Raw genomic sequence first — 18,934 nt, 5'->3', positions numbered from 1 at the left:
TCGTGATCACGGCCACGGACCTCGAGGTCCGCGCTGGAGCGCGCATCCTGCTCTCCCCGGACGGTCCCGACCTGCGCGTGCAGCCCGGCGACCGCATCGGGCTGGTGGGCCGCAACGGCGCCGGTAAGACGACCACCCTGCGCATCCTGGCGGGGGAGACCGAGCCCTATGCCGGTACGATCACCCGCACGGGCGAAATCGGTTATCTCCCACAGGATCCCAAAGAGGGCGACCTCGACGTGCTGGCCCGCGACCGGGTGCTGTCGGCGCGCGGGCTCGACGTGTTGCTGACCGACCTGGAAAAGCAGCAGGCGCTGATGGCCGAGGTCGCCGACGACGACGCGCGCGACCGTGCGATCCGCCGCTACGGCCAGCTCGAGGAACGTTTCGTCGCGCTGGGCGGCTACGGCGCGGAGAGCGAGGCCAGTCGCATCTGCGCGAGCCTGGGCCTGCCGGAACGGGTGCTCACGCAGCAGCTGCGCACCCTGTCCGGCGGGCAGCGCCGCCGGGTGGAGTTGGCCCGCATCCTGTTCGCGGCGTCGGAGGGCGGCGCGGGCATGTCGGGTTCGTCGACCACGCTGCTGCTCGACGAACCGACCAACCACCTGGACGCCGATTCCATCGGCTGGCTGCGGGATTTTCTGCGCGCCCACACCGGCGGGCTGGTGATCATCAGCCACAACGTCGAACTGCTCGCCGATGTCGTCAACCGGGTGTGGTTCTTGGACGCCGTGCGCGGCGAGGTCGACGTCTACAACATGGGCTGGCAGAAGTATCTCGACGCGCGGGCCACCGACGAGCAGCGCCGGCGCCGCGAACGCACCAACGCCGAACGCAAAGCCGCCGCGCTGCGCTCACAGGCCGCCAAGCTCGGCGCCAAAGCCACCAAAGCCGTTGCCGCGCAGAACATGTTGCGCCGCGCCGACCGGATGATGGCCGCGCTCGACGACGAGCGAGTGGCGGACAAGGTGGCCCGCATCAAGTTCCCCACCCCGGCCCCGTGCGGGCGCACGCCGCTGATGGCCGGCGGGCTGAGCAAGTCCTACGGGTCGCTGGAGGTGTTCACCGGCGTCGACCTGGCGATCGACCGCGGCTCGCGGGTGGTGGTGCTGGGCCTCAACGGCGCAGGCAAGACCACGCTGTTGCGAATCCTGGCCGGCACCGAGGCCCCCGACACGGGAGGACTGGAGCCCGGGCACGGGCTGCGGATCGGCTACTTCGCCCAGGAGCACGACACGCTCGACGACGGCGCGACCGTGTGGGAGAACATCCGCCACGCCGCCCCGGATACGGGTGAGCAGGAGCTGCGCGGCCTGCTGGGCGCGTTCATGTTCAGCGGCCCCCAACTCGACCAGCCGGCGGGCACCTTGTCCGGCGGTGAGAAGACCCGGCTTGCGCTGGCGGGTCTGGTGGCCTCGGCCGCCAACGTGCTGTTGCTCGACGAACCGACCAACAACCTCGACCCGGCCTCGCGCGAGCAGGTGCTCGACGCGCTGCGCAGTTACCAGGGCGCGGTCGTGTTGGTGACGCACGACCCCGGTGCCGCCGAGGCCCTCGACCCGCAGCGCGTCGTGCTGTTGCCCGACGGCACCGAGGACCTCTGGTCCGACGAATACCGGGATCTCATCGAGCTGGCCTGACCTCGCGGCACTGGGCCGTGGGCGATTTGGTGAAATCGGCCCGCGGCCGACGGCGCCTTTCTACTCTGGGTGCTTGCGATCGTGTCCCGCGCGTCGGAGGAGCCATGAAGAGAACACCGCCCAGGTCGGTCAAGACCCGCGAGGAGTTGCTGGACGAGTTGCGCCACGCCTACGAAGGCGGCGCCAGCATCCGCAGCCTGGTCGCGGCGACCGGCAGGTCGTACGGGTCGATTCACAGCTTGCTACGAGAGTCGGGCACCACGATGCGCAGCCGCGGTGGCCCCAACCGGACCGCGAAAACCGTACGGGCGTAACGCCGCTGCGACCTTACGATCGCTGCTCGGAATCGCGGCGGCGCACCGAGCTCTCCACCAGGTCAAGGACCGCGGACAACCGCTGCGGATCCTCGCCGGACGCCAGCCGGGCCACCAGGCCGTCGAGCACCAATTCCAGATAGCACTGCAGCACGTCGCCGGGCACGTCGTCGCGCACCCGGTGCGCCTCGGTCTGCCTGCGCAGCCGATCGGTGGTGGCCGCCGCCAGCTCGGCGGACCGTTCCGCCCAACCCCGGCTGAATGCGGGATCGTTGCGCAGCTTGCGGGCGATCTCCAATCTGGTTGCCAGCCAATCGAACTGGTCCGGCGCGGCCAGCATGTCGCGCATCACCTGAATCAATCCGGCGCGGGATGCCACGTCGGCCATCCGCTCGGCATCCTCGTGGGCGAGGGCGAAAAACAGCGCGTCCTTGTCCCGGAAGTGGTGGAAGATCGCGCCGCGCGACATCCCGATCGCCTTCTCCAGCCGCCGCACCGTGGCTTTGTCGTAGCCGAATTCGGCAAAGCAACGGCGGGCGCCGTCGAGGATCTGGCGGCGCCGGGCCGCCAGATGGTCCTCGCTGACTTTCGGCACGGGGCGGGTCAGGACTTGAGCATGTTGCGCAGCACGTACTGCAGGATGCCGCCGTTGCGGTAGTAGTCGGCCTCGCCGGGGGTGTCGATGCGCACCACGGCGTCGAACTCGATCGGGTCCCCGGAGTCCTTGCTGGCCTTGACCTTTACCGTCTTCGGTGTCTTGCCGTCGTTGAGCTCTTCGATCCCGGTGATGTCGAACACCTCGGTGCCGTCCAGCCCCAGATCCTGGGCGGACTTCCCGTCGGGGAACTGCAACGGGATCACGCCCATGCCGATCAGGTTCGAGCGGTGGATCCGCTCGAATGACTCGGCGATCACCGCACGCACGCCCAGCAGCCGCGTTCCCTTGGCTGCCCAGTCTCGTGACGAGCCGGACCCGTACTCCTTGCCGCCCAGCACCACCAGCGGAATATCTTGTGCCGCATAGTTTTGCGCCGCGTCGTAGATGAACGCCTGGGGTGCGCCGTCCTGGGTGAAGTCGCGGGTGTAGCCGCCGGAGACGTCGTCGAGCAGCAGGTTGCGCAACCGGATGTTGGCGAACGTGCCACGGATCATCACCTCGTGGTTGCCCCGCCGCGAGCCGAAGGAGTTGTAGTCCTTGCGCTCCACGCCGTGCTCGTCGAGGTACTGCGCCGCCGGGGTGCCGGGCTTGATGCTGCTGGCCGGGGAGATGTGGTCGGTGGTCACCGAGTCGCCCAGCAGCGCCAGCACCCGCGCCCCGGTGATGTCGGCGACCGGCTCGGGCTCGGCCGGCATGCCCTCGAAGTACGGGGGCTTACGGACGTAGGTCGAGTCGGCGTTCCACTCGAAGGTGTTGCCGCTCGGCGTGGGCAGGTTGCGCCAGCGCTCGTCGCCCTTGAACACGTCGGCGTAGTTCTTAGTGAACATCTCGGAGTTGATCGCCGAGGCGATGGTGTCGGAGACATCCTTCTGCGACGGCCAAATGTCTTTCAGGAAGACATCATTGCCTTCTTTGCCCTTGCCGAGCGGCTGTGACTCGAAGTCGAAGTCCATCGTGCCGGCCAGCGCGTAGGCCACCACCAGCGGCGGCGACGCCAGGTAGTTCATCTTGACGTCGGGGTTGATGCGGCCCTCGAAGTTGCGGTTGCCCGAGAGCACGGCGGTCACCGAGAGGTCGTTGTCGTTGACGGCCTTCGAGATCTCGTCGGGTAGCGGGCCGGAGTTGCCGATACAGGTGGTGCAGCCGTAGCCGACCAGATAGAACCCGAGCTTCTCCAGATACGGCCACAGGCCGGCCTTGTCGTAGTAGTCGTTGACCACCTGCGAGCCCGGCGCCATGGTGGTCTTCACCCACGGCTTGGACGCCAGCCCCTTCTCGACGGCGTTGCGCGCCAGCAGTGCAGCGCCCAGCATCACCTCGGGGTTGGAGGTGTTGGTGCACGACGTGACGGCGGCGATCACCACCGCGCCGTGGTCGAGCACGAATTCGCCGAGCTCGTCGGACTTCACGGTCACCGGGTTGCTCGGGCGGCCGTTCGCGTGTGCGGCGGCCGAATGCACGACGGGCCGGTCGTCGGCGTGGCCGTTCGACACCGCACCCGGGTCGCTGGCCGGGAAGGTCTCCTCGACCGACTCATCCAGCTTCGAGTAACCCTGCTCGCCGTCGGAGTCCCCGACGTAGCTGGGGATCTGCTCGCGGAAGACGGACTTGGCTTCCGACAACCGGATTCGGTCCTGCGGACGCTTGGGCCCGGCGATGGACGGCACCACATCGGACAGGTCGAGCTCGAGGTACTCCGAGAATGCGGGCTCGTGGCTGGGGTCGTGCCACAGCCCCTGCTCCTTGGCGTAAGCCTCGACGAGCGCCAGCTGCTTCTCGGTGCGCCCGGTGAACTTCAGGTAGGAGATGGTTTCCTCGTCGATCGGGAAAATGGCTGCGGTGGAACCGAATTCGGGGCTCATATTGCCCAGCGTGGCGCGGTTGGCCAGCGGCACCTCGGACACGCCCTTGCCGTAGAATTCGACGAACTTGCCCACCACGCCGTGCTTGCGCAGCATTTCGGTGACGGTCAGCACCACGTCGGTGGCCGTGACCCCCGGCTGGATCTCGCCGGTCAGCTTGAAGCCCACCACTCGTGGGATCAGCATCGACACCGGCTGGCCCAGCATTGCGGCCTCGGCCTCGATGCCGCCGACGCCCCAGCCCAGCACGCCCAGGCCGTTGACCATCGTGGTGTGGCTGTCGGTGCCCACGCAGGTGTCCGGGTAGGCCACCCCGTCGCGTCCCATCACCACGCTGGCCAGGTACTCGATGTTGACCTGGTGCACGATGCCGGTGCCCGGCGGCACCACCTTGAAGTCCTGGAACGCGCCCTGGCCCCAGCGCAAGAACTGGTAGCGCTCCCCGTTGCGCTGGTACTCGATTTCGACGTTGCGCTCGAACGCGTCGGCGGTGCCGAACAGGTCGGCGATCACCGAGTGGTCGATCACCAGGTCGGCGGGTGCCAGCGGGTTGACCTTCTCCGCCTTGCCGCCGAGGTCGCCGATGGCCTCGCGCATGGTGGCCAGGTCGACGATGCAGGGCACGCCGGTGAAATCCTGCATCACCACGCGGGCCGGCGTGTACTGGATCTCAATGCTGGGCTCCGCCTTGGGATCCCAGTTTGCGATCGCCTCGATGTGATCCTTGGTGATGTTGCTGCCGTCTTCGTTGCGCAACAGGTTCTCGGCCAGCACCTTGAGGCTGTAGGGGAGCTTTTCGGTGTTGGGGACGGCGTCGAGACGATAGATCTGGTAGCTCTGGTCGCCGACCTCAAGAGTGTTGCGGGCATCGAACGAGTTCACGGAATCAGTCACTTCAACTCCCAGAGTCTTTAGTTCTCCCACCGCGACGGGCCGTGTCGGCGGTGCAGTTGCCAACTTTAACAGTACGCTTGTCCTGCAATACGGACGCACTCCAGATTTCAGTCTTGTCGCCGCGGCCGCCGGTTTAAACCCCTGCGCGTACGTTGATTGCGCGCCGACAGTCCTGAATGCGCGCCGACAGTCACGCTAGAGTGACCGCCGTGGCCGAGCGTCACGCCAGCGTGACCGCGCAAGCAGGCAGGAGGCGCAGATGACCGGGCGCGATTCGTTCGTCGCACCGCTACCGCAGGACACCGCGTTCTCGCATGCGGTCCTGCCGCTCTACATTCCGGTCGACGTCGACATGACCGTGGTGAAGGCACAGGTCGCCGCGACCGGGGTCAGCGCGCCGCCTGCGGCGATGCCGGGACTGCTCGACGTGGTCAACCAGGCGCACGCCGAGGGCATCAACCTCAAGATCGTGCTGCTCGACCACAACCCGCCGAACGACACCCCGCTGCGCGATATCTCCACGGTGGTCGGCGCGGACTATCACGACGCGACGGTGTTGACACTGAGTCCCAGTTACGTCGGCAGTTACAGCACGCAGTTCGCCCGTGTCACCCTCGAGGCCGGTGAGGACATCGCCAAGACGGGCAATCCGGTGGTCTCCGCGCAACATTTCCTACACGAGCTGCAGACGCCGGAGTTCCCCTGGACCGGCCTGACGATCTTCTTGTTGATCGCGGTCTTCGCGGCGGCGGTCGGCACCCGGGTGCTGCAGTTGCGTAGCAGGCGATCAGCAACGCCGGACGACGCCCCGGCAGCCGGCGAGGCCGACGCCAATACTGCCGTCTAACTAACGGTATTCGCTTCTGCGAGCCCTATCGGCGAACCGCCGCGATCGCCTGCGGCAAACCGGGCAGGTCACTGTTCGGTCACATTAAACGCACGTAGAGAGTGCGATTTCGATGGGGCGTTTGCACGCCCACCCGTGTGACGTACGGTGCAAATGATGCTGGTGTTGTCTTTGGCGCCTTCCGGGGAATCTGTGGCCGGCGCCACCCGTCGCGTTGAGCCGTAGGAGACCTTGAGCCGAATGAGACGCACACGCTGGGGGGCTTCCGCGCGACCGGCCGCGAGGCTGATGCGGCCCGTCGTGCCGTCTGTCTTGAGCCTGGCCCTTCTGCTGGCGACGCCCGGTCTCGCGGACGCCGATCCCACCGCCGACAACCTGGCCGCACTCATCGCCGACGTCGCCAAGGCCAACCAGCGGCTGCAGAACCTGAGCGCCGAGATCCAGACCGAACAGGAGAGCGTCAACAAGGCCCTGGTCGACGTCGAGACGGCGCGGGACAACGCGGCCACCGCCGAACACGATCTCGAGGCCGGCCAGCAGGCGGTCAAAGACGCCAACGTCGCCATCGCCGGGGCGCAGCACCGGTTCGACACGTTCGCCGCGGCCACCTACATGAACGGTCCGTCGAACAGTTACCTGACCGCGAGCAGCCCCGACGACATCATCGCCACCGAAGCCGCCGCCAAGAACCTGACCACCAGCTCTCAGGCCGTGATGGCCAAGCTGCAGCAGGCCCGCACCGAACAGGTGAACAAGGAATCGGCGGCGCGGCTGGCCAAGCAGAACGCCGACAAGGCCGCCGCCGACGCGAAGTCCAGCCAGGACGCGGCCGTCGCGGCGCTGACCAACTCCAAGCAGAAGTTCGAACAGCAACGCGACGAGATCATTCGCCTTGCCGCAGAACGGGATCAGGCTCAGGTGAGGCTCGAGGCGGCCAAGCGCGAGGCCGCGGCCGCAGGCGGCCCCGGAGCGTCGGCGTCGGGTGACCGGTGGGAGACCGGAGCGCCGGGCGGGCCGCCACGCTCGGCCGGGGGCCGCCAGTGGGATGGTGCCTGGGACCCCACGCTGCCGATGATCCCCAGCGCCAACGTTCCCGGCGACCCGATCGCGGTGATCAACCAGGTGCTCGGCATCTCGGCCACCTCGACTCAGGTCACCGCCGGTCTGGGCCGCAACTTCCTGCAGCAGATGGGCATCCTCAAGCCCGACGACACCGGCATCACCAACGCGACGCCCGGTGGGGCCGGGGGGCGCATTCCCCGCGTCTACGGTCGGCAGGCCAGCGAATACGTGATCCGGCGCGGCATGTCGCAGATCGGCGTGCCCTACTCCTGGGGCGGCGGCAACGCGGCCGGACCAAGCAAGGGCATCGACTCCGGTGCCGGCATCACCGGCTTCGACTGTTCGGGTCTGGTGCTGTACTCGTTCGCCGGGGTGGGCATCAAACTGCCGCACTACTCGGGCTCGCAGTACAACCTCGGCCGCAAGATCCCGTCCTCGCAGATGCGCCGCGGCGACGTCATCTTCTATGGCCCGGGCGGCAGCCAGCACGTGACCATCTACCTCGGCGACGGGCAGATGCTCGAGGCACCCGACATCGGGTTGAAGGTGCGCGTCGCCCCGGTGCGCACCAGCGGCATGACGCCCTACGTGGTCCGGTACATCGAGTGGTGATCGAGTGAACGCTGAACGAGGAGCCATGCGCCGCAATCGGTTCCGTCACTGCAACTTTGCCTGGATCGCCACTTGCGCCTGGATCACCGCGGTGGTGACCGGGCTGATGTTTTCTGTGGCCGCCCCGGTGGCCGGGGCCGACCCAGGGGAGTGGGACCCCACCCTGCCGGCCCAGATCAGTGCAGGCGCGCCCGGAGACCCGCTCGCCGTCGCCAACGCCTCGCTGCAGGCCACCGCCCAGGCCACCCAGACCACGATGGACTTGGGCAAACAATTCCTGAGCGGGCTCGGGATCAACCTCGGTGGCGACCCGCCCGCGGCGGCGGCCTCGCCCAGCAACCCCGGCGGCAAGATTCCCCGGGCGAACGGCCGGCAGGCCATCGAGTACGTGATCCGCCGGATGGGCTCCCAGATGGGAGTGCCGTACTCGTGGGGCGGTGGTTCGCTGGAAGGCCCCAGCAAGGGCGTCGGCGACGGCGCCAACATCACCGGGTTCGACTGCTCGGGTCTGATGCGCTACGGGTTCGCCGGCGTCGGCGTGCTGATCCCGCGGTTCTCCGGTGACCAGTACAACGCCGGGCGGCACATCCCGCAGGACCAGGCCAGGCGCGGCGACCTGATCTTCTACGGCCCGAACGGAAGCCAGCACGTCACCATGTACCTGGGCAACGGCCAGATGCTGGAGGCATCGGGCAGCGCCGCGAAGGTCACCGTCAGCCCGGTTCGCAGGCCCGGCATGACCCCGTTTTTGACCAGGATCATCGAGTACTGATCCCGGGTGCGGTTTGCGGGCGGGCCCCCGGGCCGGTGCACCAGCGTCGACGGAATTCGGTGGGCCTGGAATAGTTGGACGCGGGCACGTCGCTGCCCCACGACATCCGTCGTGCCAGCAGTCGTGTTTTGTCGGTAGAGCGGTGGAAGGTAGCAGTTCATGACAGCAGCAGGTGGGCCGCCGCCAGGCGCCAGCGGTTACTCGGGCCCGGGCGGGCAATCCGGCCCGGCTCACGAAGCGCCGGCGGGCGGGGGCAACGGGCTGGCCGCCGAGGTGCAGACCCTGGAACGGGCCATCTTCGAGGTCAAACGCATCATCGTCGGCCAGGACCAGCTCGTGGAGCGCATGCTGGTCGGCCTGCTGTCCAAGGGGCACGTGCTGCTCGAGGGTGTCCCCGGGGTCGCCAAGACGCTGGCCGTCGAGACCTTCGCCAAGGTCGTCGGCGGGACGTTCGCGCGTATCCAGTTCACGCCCGACCTGGTGCCCACCGACATCATCGGTACCCGCATCTACCGGCAGGGCAAGGAGGAGTTCGACACCGAGCTCGGCCCGGTGGTGGTCAACTTCCTGCTCGCCGACGAGATCAACCGCGCGCCCGCCAAGGTGCAGTCGGCGCTGCTTGAAGTCATGCAGGAGCGCAAGGTCTCGATCGGCGGCAAGAGCTATCCGCTGCCCAACCCGTTCCTGGTGATGGCGACCCAGAACCCGATCGAGCACGAGGGTGTCTACCCGCTGCCCGAAGCCCAGCGCGACCGCTTCCTGTTCAAGATCAACGTGGGCTACCCGTCGCCGGAAGAGGAGCGGGAGATCATCTACCGGATGGGCGTGCGCCCGCCGGAGCCCAAGCAGATCCTGAACACCGGCGACCTGCTGCGGCTGCAGGAGATCGCGGCCAACGTCTTCGTACACCACGCGCTGGTCGACTACGTGGTGCGCGTGGTGACCGCCACCCGGCACCCCGAGCAGCTCGGCATGAACGACGTCAAGACCTGGATCTCGTTCGGCGCCTCGCCTCGTGCCTCGCTGGGCATCATCGCCGCTTCCCGGTCGCTGGCGCTGGTCCGTGGCCGCGACTACGTGATCCCGCAGGACGTCGTGGACGTCATTCCCGACGTGCTGCGCCACCGGCTGGTGCTCACCTACGACGCGCTGGCCGACGAGATCTCGCCGGAGATCGTCATCAACCGGGTGCTGCAGACGGTGGCCCTGCCTCAGGTGAATGCCGTTCCGCAGCAAGGTCATTCGGTGCCCCCGGTGATGCAACCCGCCGGCGCGGCCAGCGGTCGGTGACCGACGCTCGACCCGCCGCGGGCGGCCCCACGGCTCCTGTTCATCCGCCGTCGATGCAGCGGGGTCAGATCGATGACCCGAAGCTGTCGGCCGCGCTGCGCACGCTCGAGCTCACCGTCAAACGCAAGCTCGACGGCGTGCTGCACGGCGATCACCTCGGCCTGATCCCGGGCCCGGGCTCCGAGCCGGGCGAGTCGCGCGAGTACCAGCCCGGCGACGACGTCCGCCGCATGGACTGGGCCGTCACCGCGCGTACCAGGCATCCGCACGTGCGGCAGATGATCGCCGACCGCGAGCTGGAAACCTGGCTGGTGGTCGACATGTCGGCCAGCCTGGACTTCGGCACCACCGTGTGCGAGAAGCGGGACCTGGCCGTCGCGGCCGCGGCCGCGATCACCTTTCTCAACAGCGGGGGCGGCAACCGGCTGGGCGCCGTCGTGTCCACCGGCGCCACGATCACCCGGGTGCCCGCCCGCTCCGGGCGGCAGCACGAGCAGACGCTGCTGCGCACCATCGCGACGACGCCCCAGGCCCCGGTCGGGGTGCGGGGCGATCTGGCGACGGCGATCGACGCGCTGCGCCGTCCGGAACGCCGCCGCGGCATGGCGGTCATCATCAGCGACTTCCTCGGGCCGATCAACTGGATGCGCCCGCTGCGGGCCATCGCCGCGCGGCACGAGGTGCTGGCCATCGAGGTGCTCGACCCCCGTGACGTCGAGCTGCCCGACATCGGCGACGTGGTGCTGCAGGACGCCGAGTCCGGCGTCACCCGCGAGTTCACCATCGACGCGCAGCTGCGCGACGATTTCGCCAAGGCCGCCGCGGCCCATCGCGCCGATGTGGCGCGCACCATCCGCAGCTGCGGGGCCCCGATCCTGACTCTGCGCACCGACCGTGACTGGATCGCCGACATCGTGCGGTTCGTCGAGTCCCGACGGCGCGGCGCATTGGCAGGGCGGCAGTGACACTGCCGCTACTCGGCCCGATGTCGTTGTCGGGCTTCGAACATTCGTGGTTCTTCCTGTTTCTGCTCGTCGTCGCCGGGCTGGCCGCGCTCTACATCCTGATGCAGCTGGCGCGGCAGCGGCGCATGCTGCGGTTCGCCAACATGGAGCTGCTGGAAAGCGTTGCGCCCAAACGGCCTTCGAACTGGCGGCACGTTCCGGCGATACTGTTGGTGGCGTCGCTGGTGCTGTTGACCATCGCGATGGCGGGCCCGACGAACGACGTCCGGATTCCGCGCAACCGCGCGGTGGTGATGCTGGTGATCGACGTCTCGCAGTCCATGCGCGCCACCGACGTCCAGCCCAACCGGATGGCGGCCGCGCAGGAGGCCGCCAAGCAGTTCGCCGACGAACTCACCCCGGGCATCAACCTCGGGCTGATCGCGTATGCGGGGACCGCGACGGTACTGGTGTCGCCGACCACCAACCGGGAATCGACCAAGGCCGCGCTGGACAAGCTCCAGTTCGCCGATCGCACCGCGACCGGGGAGGGTATCTTCACCGCGCTGCAGGCCATCGCGACGGTTGGGGCGGTGATCGGCGGTGGCGACAAACCGCCGCCGGCGCGCATCGTGCTGTTCTCCGACGGCAAGGAGACGATGCCGACCAACCCCGACAACCCGAAGGGCGCCTTCACCGCCGCCCGCACCGCCAAGGACCAGGGCGTGCCGATTTCGACGATCTCGTTCGGCACCCCCTACGGCTTCGTCGAGATCAACGACCAGCGTCAGCCGGTTCCCGTCGACGACGAGACGCTGAAGAAGGTCGCGCAGCTTTCGGGCGGAAACGCCTACAACGCGGCGTCATTGCAGGAACTGAAGTCCGTATACGCGACGCTGCAGCAGCAGATCGGCTACGAGACCATCAAGGGCGATGCCAGCGTGGGCTGGGTGCGGCTGGGCGCGCTGGTGTTGGCGCTGGCGGCACTCGCCGCCTTGCTGATCAACCGGCGGCTCCCGACGTAGCGTTCGCGTGGGGCCAGCCCGTTTCAGCCGCGCCGCACCGAGGCGATAGGTTGGCCGGGTGACTGACACAGCCACCGACCCCGCTGCCGGCGGCGGCAAACCCGCATTCGTATCCCGTTCAGTCCTGGTGACGGGCGGAAACCGGGGGATAGGTCTCGCGATTGCCCGGCGACTGGCGGCCGACGGCCACAAGGTGGCCGTCACCCACCGCGGATCCGGGGCGCCCGAGGGGCTGTTCGGGGTGGTGTGCGACGTCACCGACAGCGACGCCGTCGACCGCGCCTTCACCGAGGTCGAGGAGCACCAGGGCCCGGTCGAGGTGTTGGTGTCCAACGCCGGCGTCTCCGCGGACGCCTTCCTCATCCGGATGACCGAGGAGAGATTCGAAAAGGTCATCGACGCCAACCTCACGGGGGCGTTCCGGGTGACGCAGCGGGCATCGAGGAGCATGCAGAAGAAGCGGTTCGGCCGGATCATCTACGTCGGATCGGTCTCCGGCAGTTGGGGTATCGGCAATCAGTCGAACTACGCGGCCTCCAAGGCCGGCCTGATCGGCATGGCCCGCTCGATCTCCCGTGAGCTGTCCAAGGCCGGGGTGACCGCGAATGTGGTGGCCCCCGGCTACATCGACACCGAGATGACCCGCGCGCTCGACGAACGGATTCAGGCGGGCGCGCTGGAGTTCATCCCGGCCAAGCGGGTCGGCACGGCCGAGGAGGTCGCCGGCGTGGTCAGCTTCCTTGCGTCGGAGGACGCGAGCTACGTCGCCGGTGCGGTCATCCCCGTCGACGGCGGCATGGGCATGGGCCATTAGCGGACTTGGCTGAAATCACGACATTAAGGACGGACATGGCAGGACTGCTCGAAGGCAAACGGATCCTGGTCACCGGGATCATCACCGACTCCTCGATCGCGTTTCACATCGCCAAGGTGGCCCAGGAAGCGGGGGCGCAGTTGGTGCTGACCGGGTTCGACCGGTTGCGGCTGATCCAGCGCATCGCCGACCGGCTGCCGGAGAAGGCCCCGCTGATCGAGCTCGACGTGCAGAACGAGGAGCACCTGGCCACCCTTGCGGACCGGATCACCGACGAGATCGGCGAGGGCAACAAGCTCGACGGCGTCGTGCACTCGATCGGCTTCATGCCGCAGACCGGGATGGGCATCAACCCGTTCTTCGAAGCGCCCTACGAAGACGTGTCCAAGGGCATCCACATCTCGGCGTATTCCTACGCATCGCTGGCCAAAGCGGTTCTGCCGATCATGAATTCGGGTGGCTCCATCGTTGGCATGGACTTCGACCCGACCCGTGCGATGCCGGCTTACAACTGGATGACGGTCGCCAAGAGCGCGCTCGAATCGGTCAACCGGTTCGTGGCACGCGAGGCCGGCAAGTTCGGTGTGCGCTCGAATCTCGTTGCCGCCGGACCGATCCGGACGCTCGCGATGAGCGCGATCGTCGGTGGCGCACTCGGCGAGGAAGCCGGCGCGCAGATGCAGCTGCTCGAGGAGGGCTGGGACCAGCGCGCCCCGATCGGGTGGAACATGAAGGACCCCACCCCGGTCGCCAAGACGGTGTGCGCCGTGTTGTCGGAATGGCTGCCGGCGACCACCGGAACGATCATCTACGCCGATGGCGGCGCCAGCACGCAACTCCTCTAGGAAGCAATGGAGTTCGACGCCGTCCTGCTGCTGTCCTTCGGTGGGCCGGAGGGCCCCGAGCAGGTGCGGCCGTTCCTGGAGAACGCTACCCGGGGCCGCGACGTGCCGCCGGAGCGGCTGGATGACGTCGCGCAGCACTACCTGCATTTCGAGGGCGTCTCGCCGATCAACGGCATCAACCGCGCGCTGATCACGCAGCTGGAAGCCGAGCAGGGCCTGCCGGTCTACTTCGGCAATCGCAACTGGGCGCCGTACGCCGAAGACGCAGTAAAGGCGATGCGCGACAACGGTGTTCGTCGTGCGGCGGTGTTCGTCACGTCGGCGTGGAGCGGCTATTCGAGCTGCACGCAGTACGTCGAGGACATCGCCAGGGCGCGCCGCGCGGCCGGACCGGACGCGCCCGAGCTGGTGAAACTGCGAACCTATTTCGACCATCCGCTGTTCGTCGAGATGTTCGCCGACGCCGTCACCGCGGCCGCCGAAACCCTGCCCCCCGGGCAAGGGGGTGCCGCGCGGCTGGTCTTCACCGCGCATTCGATCCCCGTCGCCGCCGACCGGCGCTGCGGGCCGAACCTCTACAGCCGCCAAGTCGGTTACGCCGCAAGCCTGGTCGCCGCCGCGGCGGGGTACCGCGACTACGACGTGGTGTGGCAATCGCGATCGGGGCCGCCGCAGGTGCCGTGGCTGCGGCCCGACGTCGGCGACCATCTGGCGACGCTGGGTAGTCAACCAGTAATCGTGTGTCCCATCGGATTTGTCGCCGATCACATCGAAGTGGTGTGGGATCTCGACCACGAGCTGCGCCTGCAGGCCGAAGGCGCCGGCATGCCGTTCGCCCGCGCCGCCACGCCCAACGCGGACCGGCGATTCGCCCTGCTGGCCGTGAGTTTGATCGACGAGCTGCGCGACGGCCGCGCCCCTGCCCGGGTCAGCGGACCCGATCCGGTGCCCGGCTGCCTCGCCAGCATCGACGGCCAGGCGTGCCGCCCCCCGCACTGCGCGGCACCGGAAAGCGATTAGCGCCGCGCGGCTCCCACCATTCTGATTTCGCTCTGTTACCGCGGCGTGGCCGTCACGTGCCCATTGCTCGGCTAAGTTCGCGGTGCGGCCGCGTGAGAAGCGGTCATAAGCAAGGAGTTTCATGGATTTCGAGGGCCCCCACACCCGCGACCTTGTGTCGCGGGTGCACCGAGCGCTGCAGGAAGACGATCCCGACAAGGGTTCGCTGTGCACGGCTGCGATCAAAGTCATCGACAACCCGCCGCGCGACGGCATCCTGCGCAGCCTGGCTGACCACGTCTGCCAAGCCGTGTTCGACTGGGCCTGCTACGAGGGATCGTCGGCGCGGCTGGAGGGCGTCGTCAACGGTTATCAGGCGGCCGCCGGTGCGCTACAAGCGCTGCAGACGGAAGAGCGGCTGGACGCGGCTAGGCCGGCCAGGCCGAGTCGAGGATCGTATTGACCGCGGCCATCCGCGCCGAACGCACCACCGCGGCCAGCGGCCGCAACGCATCCCCGGCGATGCGGGCCTCCGAGGACGACCGCGCGCCGAGCGGTTCCACGCCGGCAACCATGGGTGCCGCCAGGCGATCCGGCGATTCCGGCGACCGGCTGAGCCCCGCGCTGACCGTGATGATCGCGTCGACGTGTGCGGCGTTCTCCAGCACGCGCAACGCACGCGTTGGCGCATGGTCGGGAATGCGGTGTTGCCGTGCGGATTCCATGAGCTGCTCGACGAGTCCCCGGGGATCGTCGACGTCGGAGGCCGACCTCAGCCCGATCGCGCCGAGCGTGTCGGCGGCCGAGCGCACCGCTGACTTCAGCGCGTATTCGGCGTCGCCCAACTCGTAGTGGTCGAACACCGGCGCCCCGGGCAGTGAGTACACCGTCCACGTCAGCGCGCACAGATCCGCCTCGTGATCGGCCGAGCCCTCGTCGTCATAGGCGAATTCGGGAACCAGGCCGACTGCGGTGGCGGGGCTGCGGGGATTCGCGATGATGACCGCCTCGCCGGCGGCCAGGGCGTCCCGCCCGAACTGCGTCCCGGGCGCGAGCCCGCGCACGTCGCCCGGCACGGGCAAAACCACGTTGATCGTCCCGCGCATCAATCCGGCGCCTTCGGGCCTCGGCGTCGCGGCACGCAGCGTCTGCAGCAGCGTGACCGTTCCGGCGTCGTGCACGTCGGGCCAGGGCAGCCCGGTGTGGCCCGCGGCGACCGCATCATACGCGGTCACCGATTGCATTGGCGCCCATACGGATAACGCGTCGAGGACGTCGTCGGGCGCGGCCTTTCCGGCGAGCCACGCATTGGCCCACAGGGACAGCGAAACACTGGGACACCACACGATCACGCAGTGTAGTTGCTTTACCCGGCAAAGGCGGATCACGCGTATTCTTGCCGCATGCCCGCCGCGCTGCTTTGGCTAATATTCGCGCTGTTCCTAGCCGGTGCGGAGGCGCTCACCGGCCATTTGTTTTTGGTGATGCTTGGCGGTGGCGCACTGGCCGCGGCACTGACCAGCTGGGTAACCGACTTTCCGGTGTGGGCCAACGGGGCGGTGTTCCTGGTCGTCTCGGTGCTGCTGCTGGTGCTGGTTCGCCCGCCCCTGAAGCGGCGGCTGACCCCCGCCGGCGGGCCGCCCTTGGGAATCGAGGCGCTGCAGGGCAAAACCGCTCTGGTGCTCGAACGCGTCGCTCGCGACGCGGGTCAGGTCAAACTCGACGGCCAGGTGTGGACGGCGCGCCCGCTCAACGACGTCGATGTCTACGAACCGGGGGAGCCGGTCACCGTCATGCAGATCGACGGCGCCACGGCGGTGGTGTTCAGGAGCAGTCTGTAGCGGCGAGACGAAGCTGACAAGGACTGGGAGAGAGAGGAATTCCGATGCAAGGTGCGGTAGCCGGCCTGGTGCTGCTGGCCGTATTGGTGATCTTCGCCATCGTCGTGGTGGCCAAGTCCGTGGCGCTGATACCGCAGGCGGAGGCGGCGGTGATCGAACGGCTGGGACGCTACAGCCGCACGGTCAGCGGGCAGCTGACGTTGTTGGTGCCGTTCATCGATCGGATTCGCGCCCGGGTGGATCTGCGTGAACGGGTGGTGTCGTTCCCGCCGCAGCCGGTGATCACCGAGGACAATCTGACCCTGAACATCGACACGGTGGTCTACTTCCAGGTCACCGTTCCCCAGGCGGCCGTCTACGAGATCAGCAACTACATCGTCGGCGTCGAGCAACTCACCACCACCACGCTGCGCAACGTCGTCGGCGGCATGACGCTCGAGCAGACGCTGACGTCGCGCGATCAGATCAACGGGCAGCTGCGCGGCGTGCTCGACGAGGCGACCAACCGCTGGGGATTGCGGGTCGCCCGGGTCGAGTTGCGCAGCATCGACCCGCCACCGTCGATCCAGGCGTCGATGGAAAAGCAGATGAAGGCCGACCGCGAGAAGCGGGCGATGATCCTGACCGCCGAAGGTATGCGCGAGGCCGCGATCAAGGAGGCCGAGGGCCAGAAGCAGGCGCAGATCCTGGCCGCCGAGGGCGCCAAGCAGGGAGCGATCCTGGCCGCCGAGGCCGATCGGCAGTCCCGCATGCTGCGCGCCCAGGGTGAACGCGCCGCGGCCTACCTCCAGGCGCAGGGGCAGGCCAAGGCGATCGAGAAGACGTTCGCCGCGATCAAGGCCGGCCGGCCCACCCCGGAAATGCTGGCCTACCAGTATCTGCAGACGCTGCCCGAGATGGCGCGCGGGGACGCCAACAAGGTCTGGGTGGTGCCCAGTGACTTCAGCGCGGCGCTGCAGGGGTTCACCAAGCTGTTGGGAACTCCAGGCGAGGACGGGGTGTTCCGCTTCCAGCCGTCGCCCGCCGAGGACGCGCCCAAACACAGCGCCGACGACGATGCCGAGGTCGCCGATTGGTTCTCCACCGAGACCGACCCCGCGATCGCCCAGGCGGTGGCCAAGGCCGAGGCGATCGCCCGCCGGCCGGCGGATGGCCCGGGGCGCGAACTCACTCCCTAGGATTGCGGGATGAGTGTGTTGACTTCCCCCAAGACCTATGCGGCGCTAGGCGTGTTCCACGCCGTCGACGCGGTGGCGTGCGGCGTCCAGGTGGCTCCCATCAAGAAAGCGCTGGACGACGTGGGCCTGCCAGAGAGCGTCCGGCCCGTCCTGCCGGTGGTCAAAGCGGCCGCGGCGGTCGGATTGCTGTCGGTGCATCGCTTTCCGGCACTCGCGCGCCTCACGACGGCGATGCTGACGCTGTACTTCGTGCTGGCGCTCGGCGCGCACGTCCGGGTGCGCGACAAGGTTGTCAACGGCCTTCCGGCCGCGCTGTTCTTGGCGCTGGTGGCCGCGATGACGATCAAGGGGCCGGAGCGCTAGTCGAGCCGTAACTCGACCAGCGGCAACGGAGTAGAGGTGTCGGTGAGCGGGGCGCCGAGCGTGTCTTCCAGCACCGGGCGCATCCGCTCCCACGCCTTGGGATGACGGGTACGGTAGGCCGCCAGCGTGCGATCCGCCTCCGGTTGGTCGAGGACGCGCGCGCTGGCGGGCCTGGGTGCGTGGCTGCCCGCGTAGACCCGCACCCGCGGATTGGCTTCAATGTTGCGGAACCACTGGGCTTTTCGGCCGAATCCGGAGGCGACGACGAAGGTATCGGGCAACGAGTGGTCGATGACCTCCAGCGCCGCGTAACGCCGCAGCCCCGACTTGCGGCCGGTGTGCTCCAGCAACAGGATGCGCGAGCCGAACAGCGCGCCCGCGCGGGCCTTGTAGATCCAGATCGGTGCTCGCATCAGGCGGCGCGACCGCAGCAGTCGTCCGGCAACCCGGGCCGGCAGTGACGAGGATTGGGGTGGGGACACCCTTCCCATCCTGCACCGGGGGTACGGGCCGGCGCCCGTCGCCGTCACGATTTCAGGCATCGTGCCGGCGACGAACTCGGCCATTGCGTGTCAGGGACGCGGCGTGGGAGATGCCGGTGGCGGCGCTGTCGGAGATCCCTCGGCCGGGGGCGGCGGCCAGAAGCCACGCGGGGGCCCGGGCGGCCCGGGCGGCGGAGCGAATCCGAAACCGCCCGGCCCGGGCCCGCCCATCGGAGGGGGTGGGGGCCCGTGGAACGGGGGCGCCGCGAGCATCGGCGGCGGGCCGGGAGGCGGCGGCGGGGGCGGCCCGACGCTGACGATCCAGGCGAAGGCGATCGCCGCGACGGTGCCGACCGCGCCGAGCAGCGCGCCCGCCACCGCGGCGCCGATCACCACGCCGCTGGGGTAGCGGCGCCGCTCAGGTGCCGGCTGGGCGGCTGGCGGCGCGGGCGGATTGGTGTTGATGTCGTCGTTCGTGGTCATGTCACGAAC

At 68.4% G+C, this 18,934-nt stretch carries 20 protein-coding genes; 15 read left to right on the top strand and 5 right to left on the bottom strand.

The window, feature by feature from the left end:
* Window positions 1-2: 2 nt before the first annotated feature.
* Both OQ789_RS15210 and OQ789_RS15205 read left to right on the top strand, forming a co-directional pair.
* Window positions 3-1,640 carry an ABC-F family ATP-binding cassette domain-containing protein gene (locus OQ789_RS15210; protein ID WP_324686786.1) on the top strand — a complete coding sequence of 546 codons (1,638 nt, stop codon included), beginning with the start codon at window positions 3-5 and terminating at the stop codon, window positions 1,638-1,640.
* 104 nt (window positions 1,641-1,744) lie between these two features.
* Complete coding sequence (locus tag OQ789_RS15205; RefSeq protein ID WP_324686785.1) at window positions 1,745-1,954, top strand: helix-turn-helix domain-containing protein; 210 nt, start codon at window positions 1,745-1,747, stop codon at window positions 1,952-1,954.
* Window positions 1,955-1,967: 13 nt separating this feature from the next.
* On the opposite strand, the gene OQ789_RS15200 is transcribed toward OQ789_RS15205, so the two are convergent.
* Together OQ789_RS15200 and OQ789_RS15195 are read right to left on the bottom strand one after the other, a co-directional pair.
* Complete coding sequence (locus tag OQ789_RS15200; RefSeq protein WP_324686784.1) at window positions 1,968-2,549, bottom strand: helix-turn-helix domain-containing protein; 582 nt, start codon at window positions 2,547-2,549, stop codon at window positions 1,968-1,970.
* 8 nt (window positions 2,550-2,557) lie between these two features.
* Window positions 2,558-5,368 carry an aconitate hydratase gene (locus tag OQ789_RS15195; RefSeq protein WP_324686783.1) on the bottom strand — a complete coding sequence of 937 codons (2,811 nt, stop codon included), beginning with the start codon at window positions 5,366-5,368 and terminating at the stop codon, window positions 2,558-2,560.
* Window positions 5,369-5,627: 259 nt separating this feature from the next.
* On the opposite strand from OQ789_RS15195, the gene OQ789_RS15190 reads away from it, so the two are divergent.
* The 10 genes from OQ789_RS15190 (at window position 5,628) to OQ789_RS15145 (ending at window position 15,041) form a co-directional block, all read left to right on the top strand.
* Complete coding sequence (locus tag OQ789_RS15190) at window positions 5,628-6,215, top strand: DUF6676 family protein (protein ID WP_324686782.1); 588 nt, start codon at window positions 5,628-5,630, stop codon at window positions 6,213-6,215.
* 240 nt (window positions 6,216-6,455) lie between these two features.
* Window positions 6,456-7,889 carry an NlpC/P60 family peptidoglycan endopeptidase RipA gene (gene ripA / locus OQ789_RS15185; RefSeq protein ID WP_324686781.1) on the top strand — a complete coding sequence of 478 codons (1,434 nt, stop codon included), beginning with the start codon at window positions 6,456-6,458 and terminating at the stop codon, window positions 7,887-7,889.
* Window positions 7,890-7,914: 25 nt separating this feature from the next.
* Complete coding sequence (gene ripB / locus OQ789_RS15180; RefSeq protein ID WP_324686780.1) at window positions 7,915-8,661, top strand: NlpC/P60 family peptidoglycan endopeptidase RipB; 747 nt, start codon at window positions 7,915-7,917, stop codon at window positions 8,659-8,661.
* 159 nt (window positions 8,662-8,820) lie between these two features.
* Window positions 8,821-9,951, top strand: coding sequence for a MoxR family ATPase (locus tag OQ789_RS15175; protein ID WP_324686779.1), 1,131 nt, complete (start codon window positions 8,821-8,823; stop codon window positions 9,949-9,951).
* Between the two features lie 53 nt (window positions 9,952-10,004).
* Entirely contained in the window at window positions 10,005-10,916 is a 912-nt protein-coding gene (locus tag OQ789_RS15170) for a DUF58 domain-containing protein (RefSeq protein ID WP_324686778.1), read from the top strand.
* Entirely contained in the window at window positions 10,913-11,920 is a 1,008-nt protein-coding gene (locus tag OQ789_RS15165) for a VWA domain-containing protein (protein WP_324686776.1), read from the top strand. Before OQ789_RS15170 ends, OQ789_RS15165 begins: the two co-directional genes overlap by 4 nt.
* Window positions 11,921-11,978: 58 nt before the next feature.
* The gene (gene fabG1, locus OQ789_RS15160) at window positions 11,979-12,734 is read left to right on the top strand and encodes a 3-oxoacyl-ACP reductase FabG1 (protein WP_324686775.1); all 756 of its coding nucleotides are present in this window, start codon (window positions 11,979-11,981) and stop codon (window positions 12,732-12,734) included.
* A 35-nt stretch (window positions 12,735-12,769) separates the two neighbouring features.
* Complete coding sequence (gene inhA / locus OQ789_RS15155; RefSeq protein ID WP_324686774.1) at window positions 12,770-13,579, top strand: NADH-dependent enoyl-ACP reductase InhA; 810 nt, start codon at window positions 12,770-12,772, stop codon at window positions 13,577-13,579.
* A gap of 6 nt (window positions 13,580-13,585) precedes the next feature.
* A complete protein-coding gene (locus tag OQ789_RS15150; RefSeq protein ID WP_324686773.1) occupies window positions 13,586-14,599 on the top strand; it encodes a ferrochelatase in 1,014 nt (337 codons plus the stop codon).
* 121 nt (window positions 14,600-14,720) lie between these two features.
* The gene (locus tag OQ789_RS15145) at window positions 14,721-15,041 is read left to right on the top strand and encodes a hypothetical protein (protein ID WP_324686772.1); all 321 of its coding nucleotides are present in this window, start codon (window positions 14,721-14,723) and stop codon (window positions 15,039-15,041) included.
* Here the strand turns inward: OQ789_RS15145 and OQ789_RS15140 are convergent.
* Window positions 15,007-15,924 carry a hypothetical protein gene (locus tag OQ789_RS15140; protein WP_324686771.1) on the bottom strand — a complete coding sequence of 306 codons (918 nt, stop codon included), beginning with the start codon at window positions 15,922-15,924 and terminating at the stop codon, window positions 15,007-15,009. The two genes, OQ789_RS15145 and OQ789_RS15140, sit on opposite strands and share 35 nt — an antisense overlap.
* 57 nt (window positions 15,925-15,981) lie before the next feature.
* On the opposite strand from OQ789_RS15140, the gene OQ789_RS15135 reads away from it, so the two are divergent.
* From OQ789_RS15135 to OQ789_RS15125, 3 genes are read left to right on the top strand one after another with little or no spacing between them, the layout of a single operon-like run.
* Complete coding sequence (locus OQ789_RS15135; RefSeq protein ID WP_324686770.1) at window positions 15,982-16,419, top strand: NfeD family protein; 438 nt, start codon at window positions 15,982-15,984, stop codon at window positions 16,417-16,419.
* A 44-nt stretch (window positions 16,420-16,463) separates the two neighbouring features.
* A complete protein-coding gene (locus OQ789_RS15130) occupies window positions 16,464-17,597 on the top strand; it encodes an SPFH domain-containing protein (RefSeq protein ID WP_324686769.1) in 1,134 nt (377 codons plus the stop codon).
* 9 nt (window positions 17,598-17,606) lie between these two features.
* Window positions 17,607-17,960, top strand: coding sequence for a DoxX family protein (locus OQ789_RS15125; protein WP_324686768.1), 354 nt, complete (start codon window positions 17,607-17,609; stop codon window positions 17,958-17,960).
* Here the strand turns inward: OQ789_RS15125 and OQ789_RS15120 are convergent.
* Both OQ789_RS15120 and OQ789_RS15115 read right to left on the bottom strand, forming a co-directional pair.
* A complete protein-coding gene (locus OQ789_RS15120; protein WP_324686767.1) occupies window positions 17,957-18,451 on the bottom strand; it encodes a nitroreductase family deazaflavin-dependent oxidoreductase in 495 nt (164 codons plus the stop codon). The genes OQ789_RS15125 and OQ789_RS15120 overlap by 4 nt on opposite strands.
* A gap of 81 nt (window positions 18,452-18,532) precedes the next feature.
* Window positions 18,533-18,925 (bottom strand): hypothetical protein, encoded by a 393-nt coding sequence (locus OQ789_RS15115; RefSeq protein ID WP_324686766.1) that lies wholly within the window; start codon window positions 18,923-18,925, stop codon window positions 18,533-18,535.
* Between the last annotated feature and the right edge of the window lie 9 nt (window positions 18,926-18,934).

Source organism: Mycobacterium sp. 94-17 (assembly GCF_035617725.1).
Taxonomy (GTDB): domain Bacteria; phylum Actinomycetota; class Actinomycetes; order Mycobacteriales; family Mycobacteriaceae; genus Mycobacterium.
The sequence above is the reverse complement of the archived record's forward strand: the minus strand, read 5'-3'. Positions and strand labels throughout refer to the sequence as shown.

What these genes read in the sequence shown, in the direction of transcription:
- OQ789_RS15170 (WP_324686778.1), top strand. Translation starts at nt 10,005, where the DNA reads ATGCAGCGGGGTCAGATCGATGACCCGAAGCTGTCGGCCGCGCTGCGC.
- OQ789_RS15120 (WP_324686767.1), bottom strand. Translation starts at nt 18,451, where the DNA reads ATGGGAAGGGTGTCCCCACCCCAATCCTCGTCACTGCCGGCCCGGGTT.
- OQ789_RS15145 (WP_324686772.1), top strand. Translation starts at nt 14,721, where the DNA reads ATGGATTTCGAGGGCCCCCACACCCGCGACCTTGTGTCGCGGGTGCAC.
- OQ789_RS15150 (WP_324686773.1), top strand. Translation starts at nt 13,586, where the DNA reads ATGGAGTTCGACGCCGTCCTGCTGCTGTCCTTCGGTGGGCCGGAGGGC.
- OQ789_RS15205 (WP_324686785.1), top strand. Translation starts at nt 1,745, where the DNA reads ATGAAGAGAACACCGCCCAGGTCGGTCAAGACCCGCGAGGAGTTGCTG.
- OQ789_RS15125 (WP_324686768.1), top strand. Translation starts at nt 17,607, where the DNA reads ATGAGTGTGTTGACTTCCCCCAAGACCTATGCGGCGCTAGGCGTGTTC.
- ripB (WP_324686780.1), top strand. Translation starts at nt 7,915, where the DNA reads ATGCGCCGCAATCGGTTCCGTCACTGCAACTTTGCCTGGATCGCCACT.
- OQ789_RS15135 (WP_324686770.1), top strand. Translation starts at nt 15,982, where the DNA reads ATGCCCGCCGCGCTGCTTTGGCTAATATTCGCGCTGTTCCTAGCCGGT.
- ripA (WP_324686781.1), top strand. Translation starts at nt 6,456, where the DNA reads ATGAGACGCACACGCTGGGGGGCTTCCGCGCGACCGGCCGCGAGGCTG.
- inhA (WP_324686774.1), top strand. Translation starts at nt 12,770, where the DNA reads ATGGCAGGACTGCTCGAAGGCAAACGGATCCTGGTCACCGGGATCATC.
- OQ789_RS15115 (WP_324686766.1), bottom strand. Translation starts at nt 18,925, where the DNA reads ATGACCACGAACGACGACATCAACACCAATCCGCCCGCGCCGCCAGCC.
- OQ789_RS15130 (WP_324686769.1), top strand. Translation starts at nt 16,464, where the DNA reads ATGCAAGGTGCGGTAGCCGGCCTGGTGCTGCTGGCCGTATTGGTGATC.
- OQ789_RS15175 (WP_324686779.1), top strand. Translation starts at nt 8,821, where the DNA reads ATGACAGCAGCAGGTGGGCCGCCGCCAGGCGCCAGCGGTTACTCGGGC.
- OQ789_RS15190 (WP_324686782.1), top strand. Translation starts at nt 5,628, where the DNA reads ATGACCGGGCGCGATTCGTTCGTCGCACCGCTACCGCAGGACACCGCG.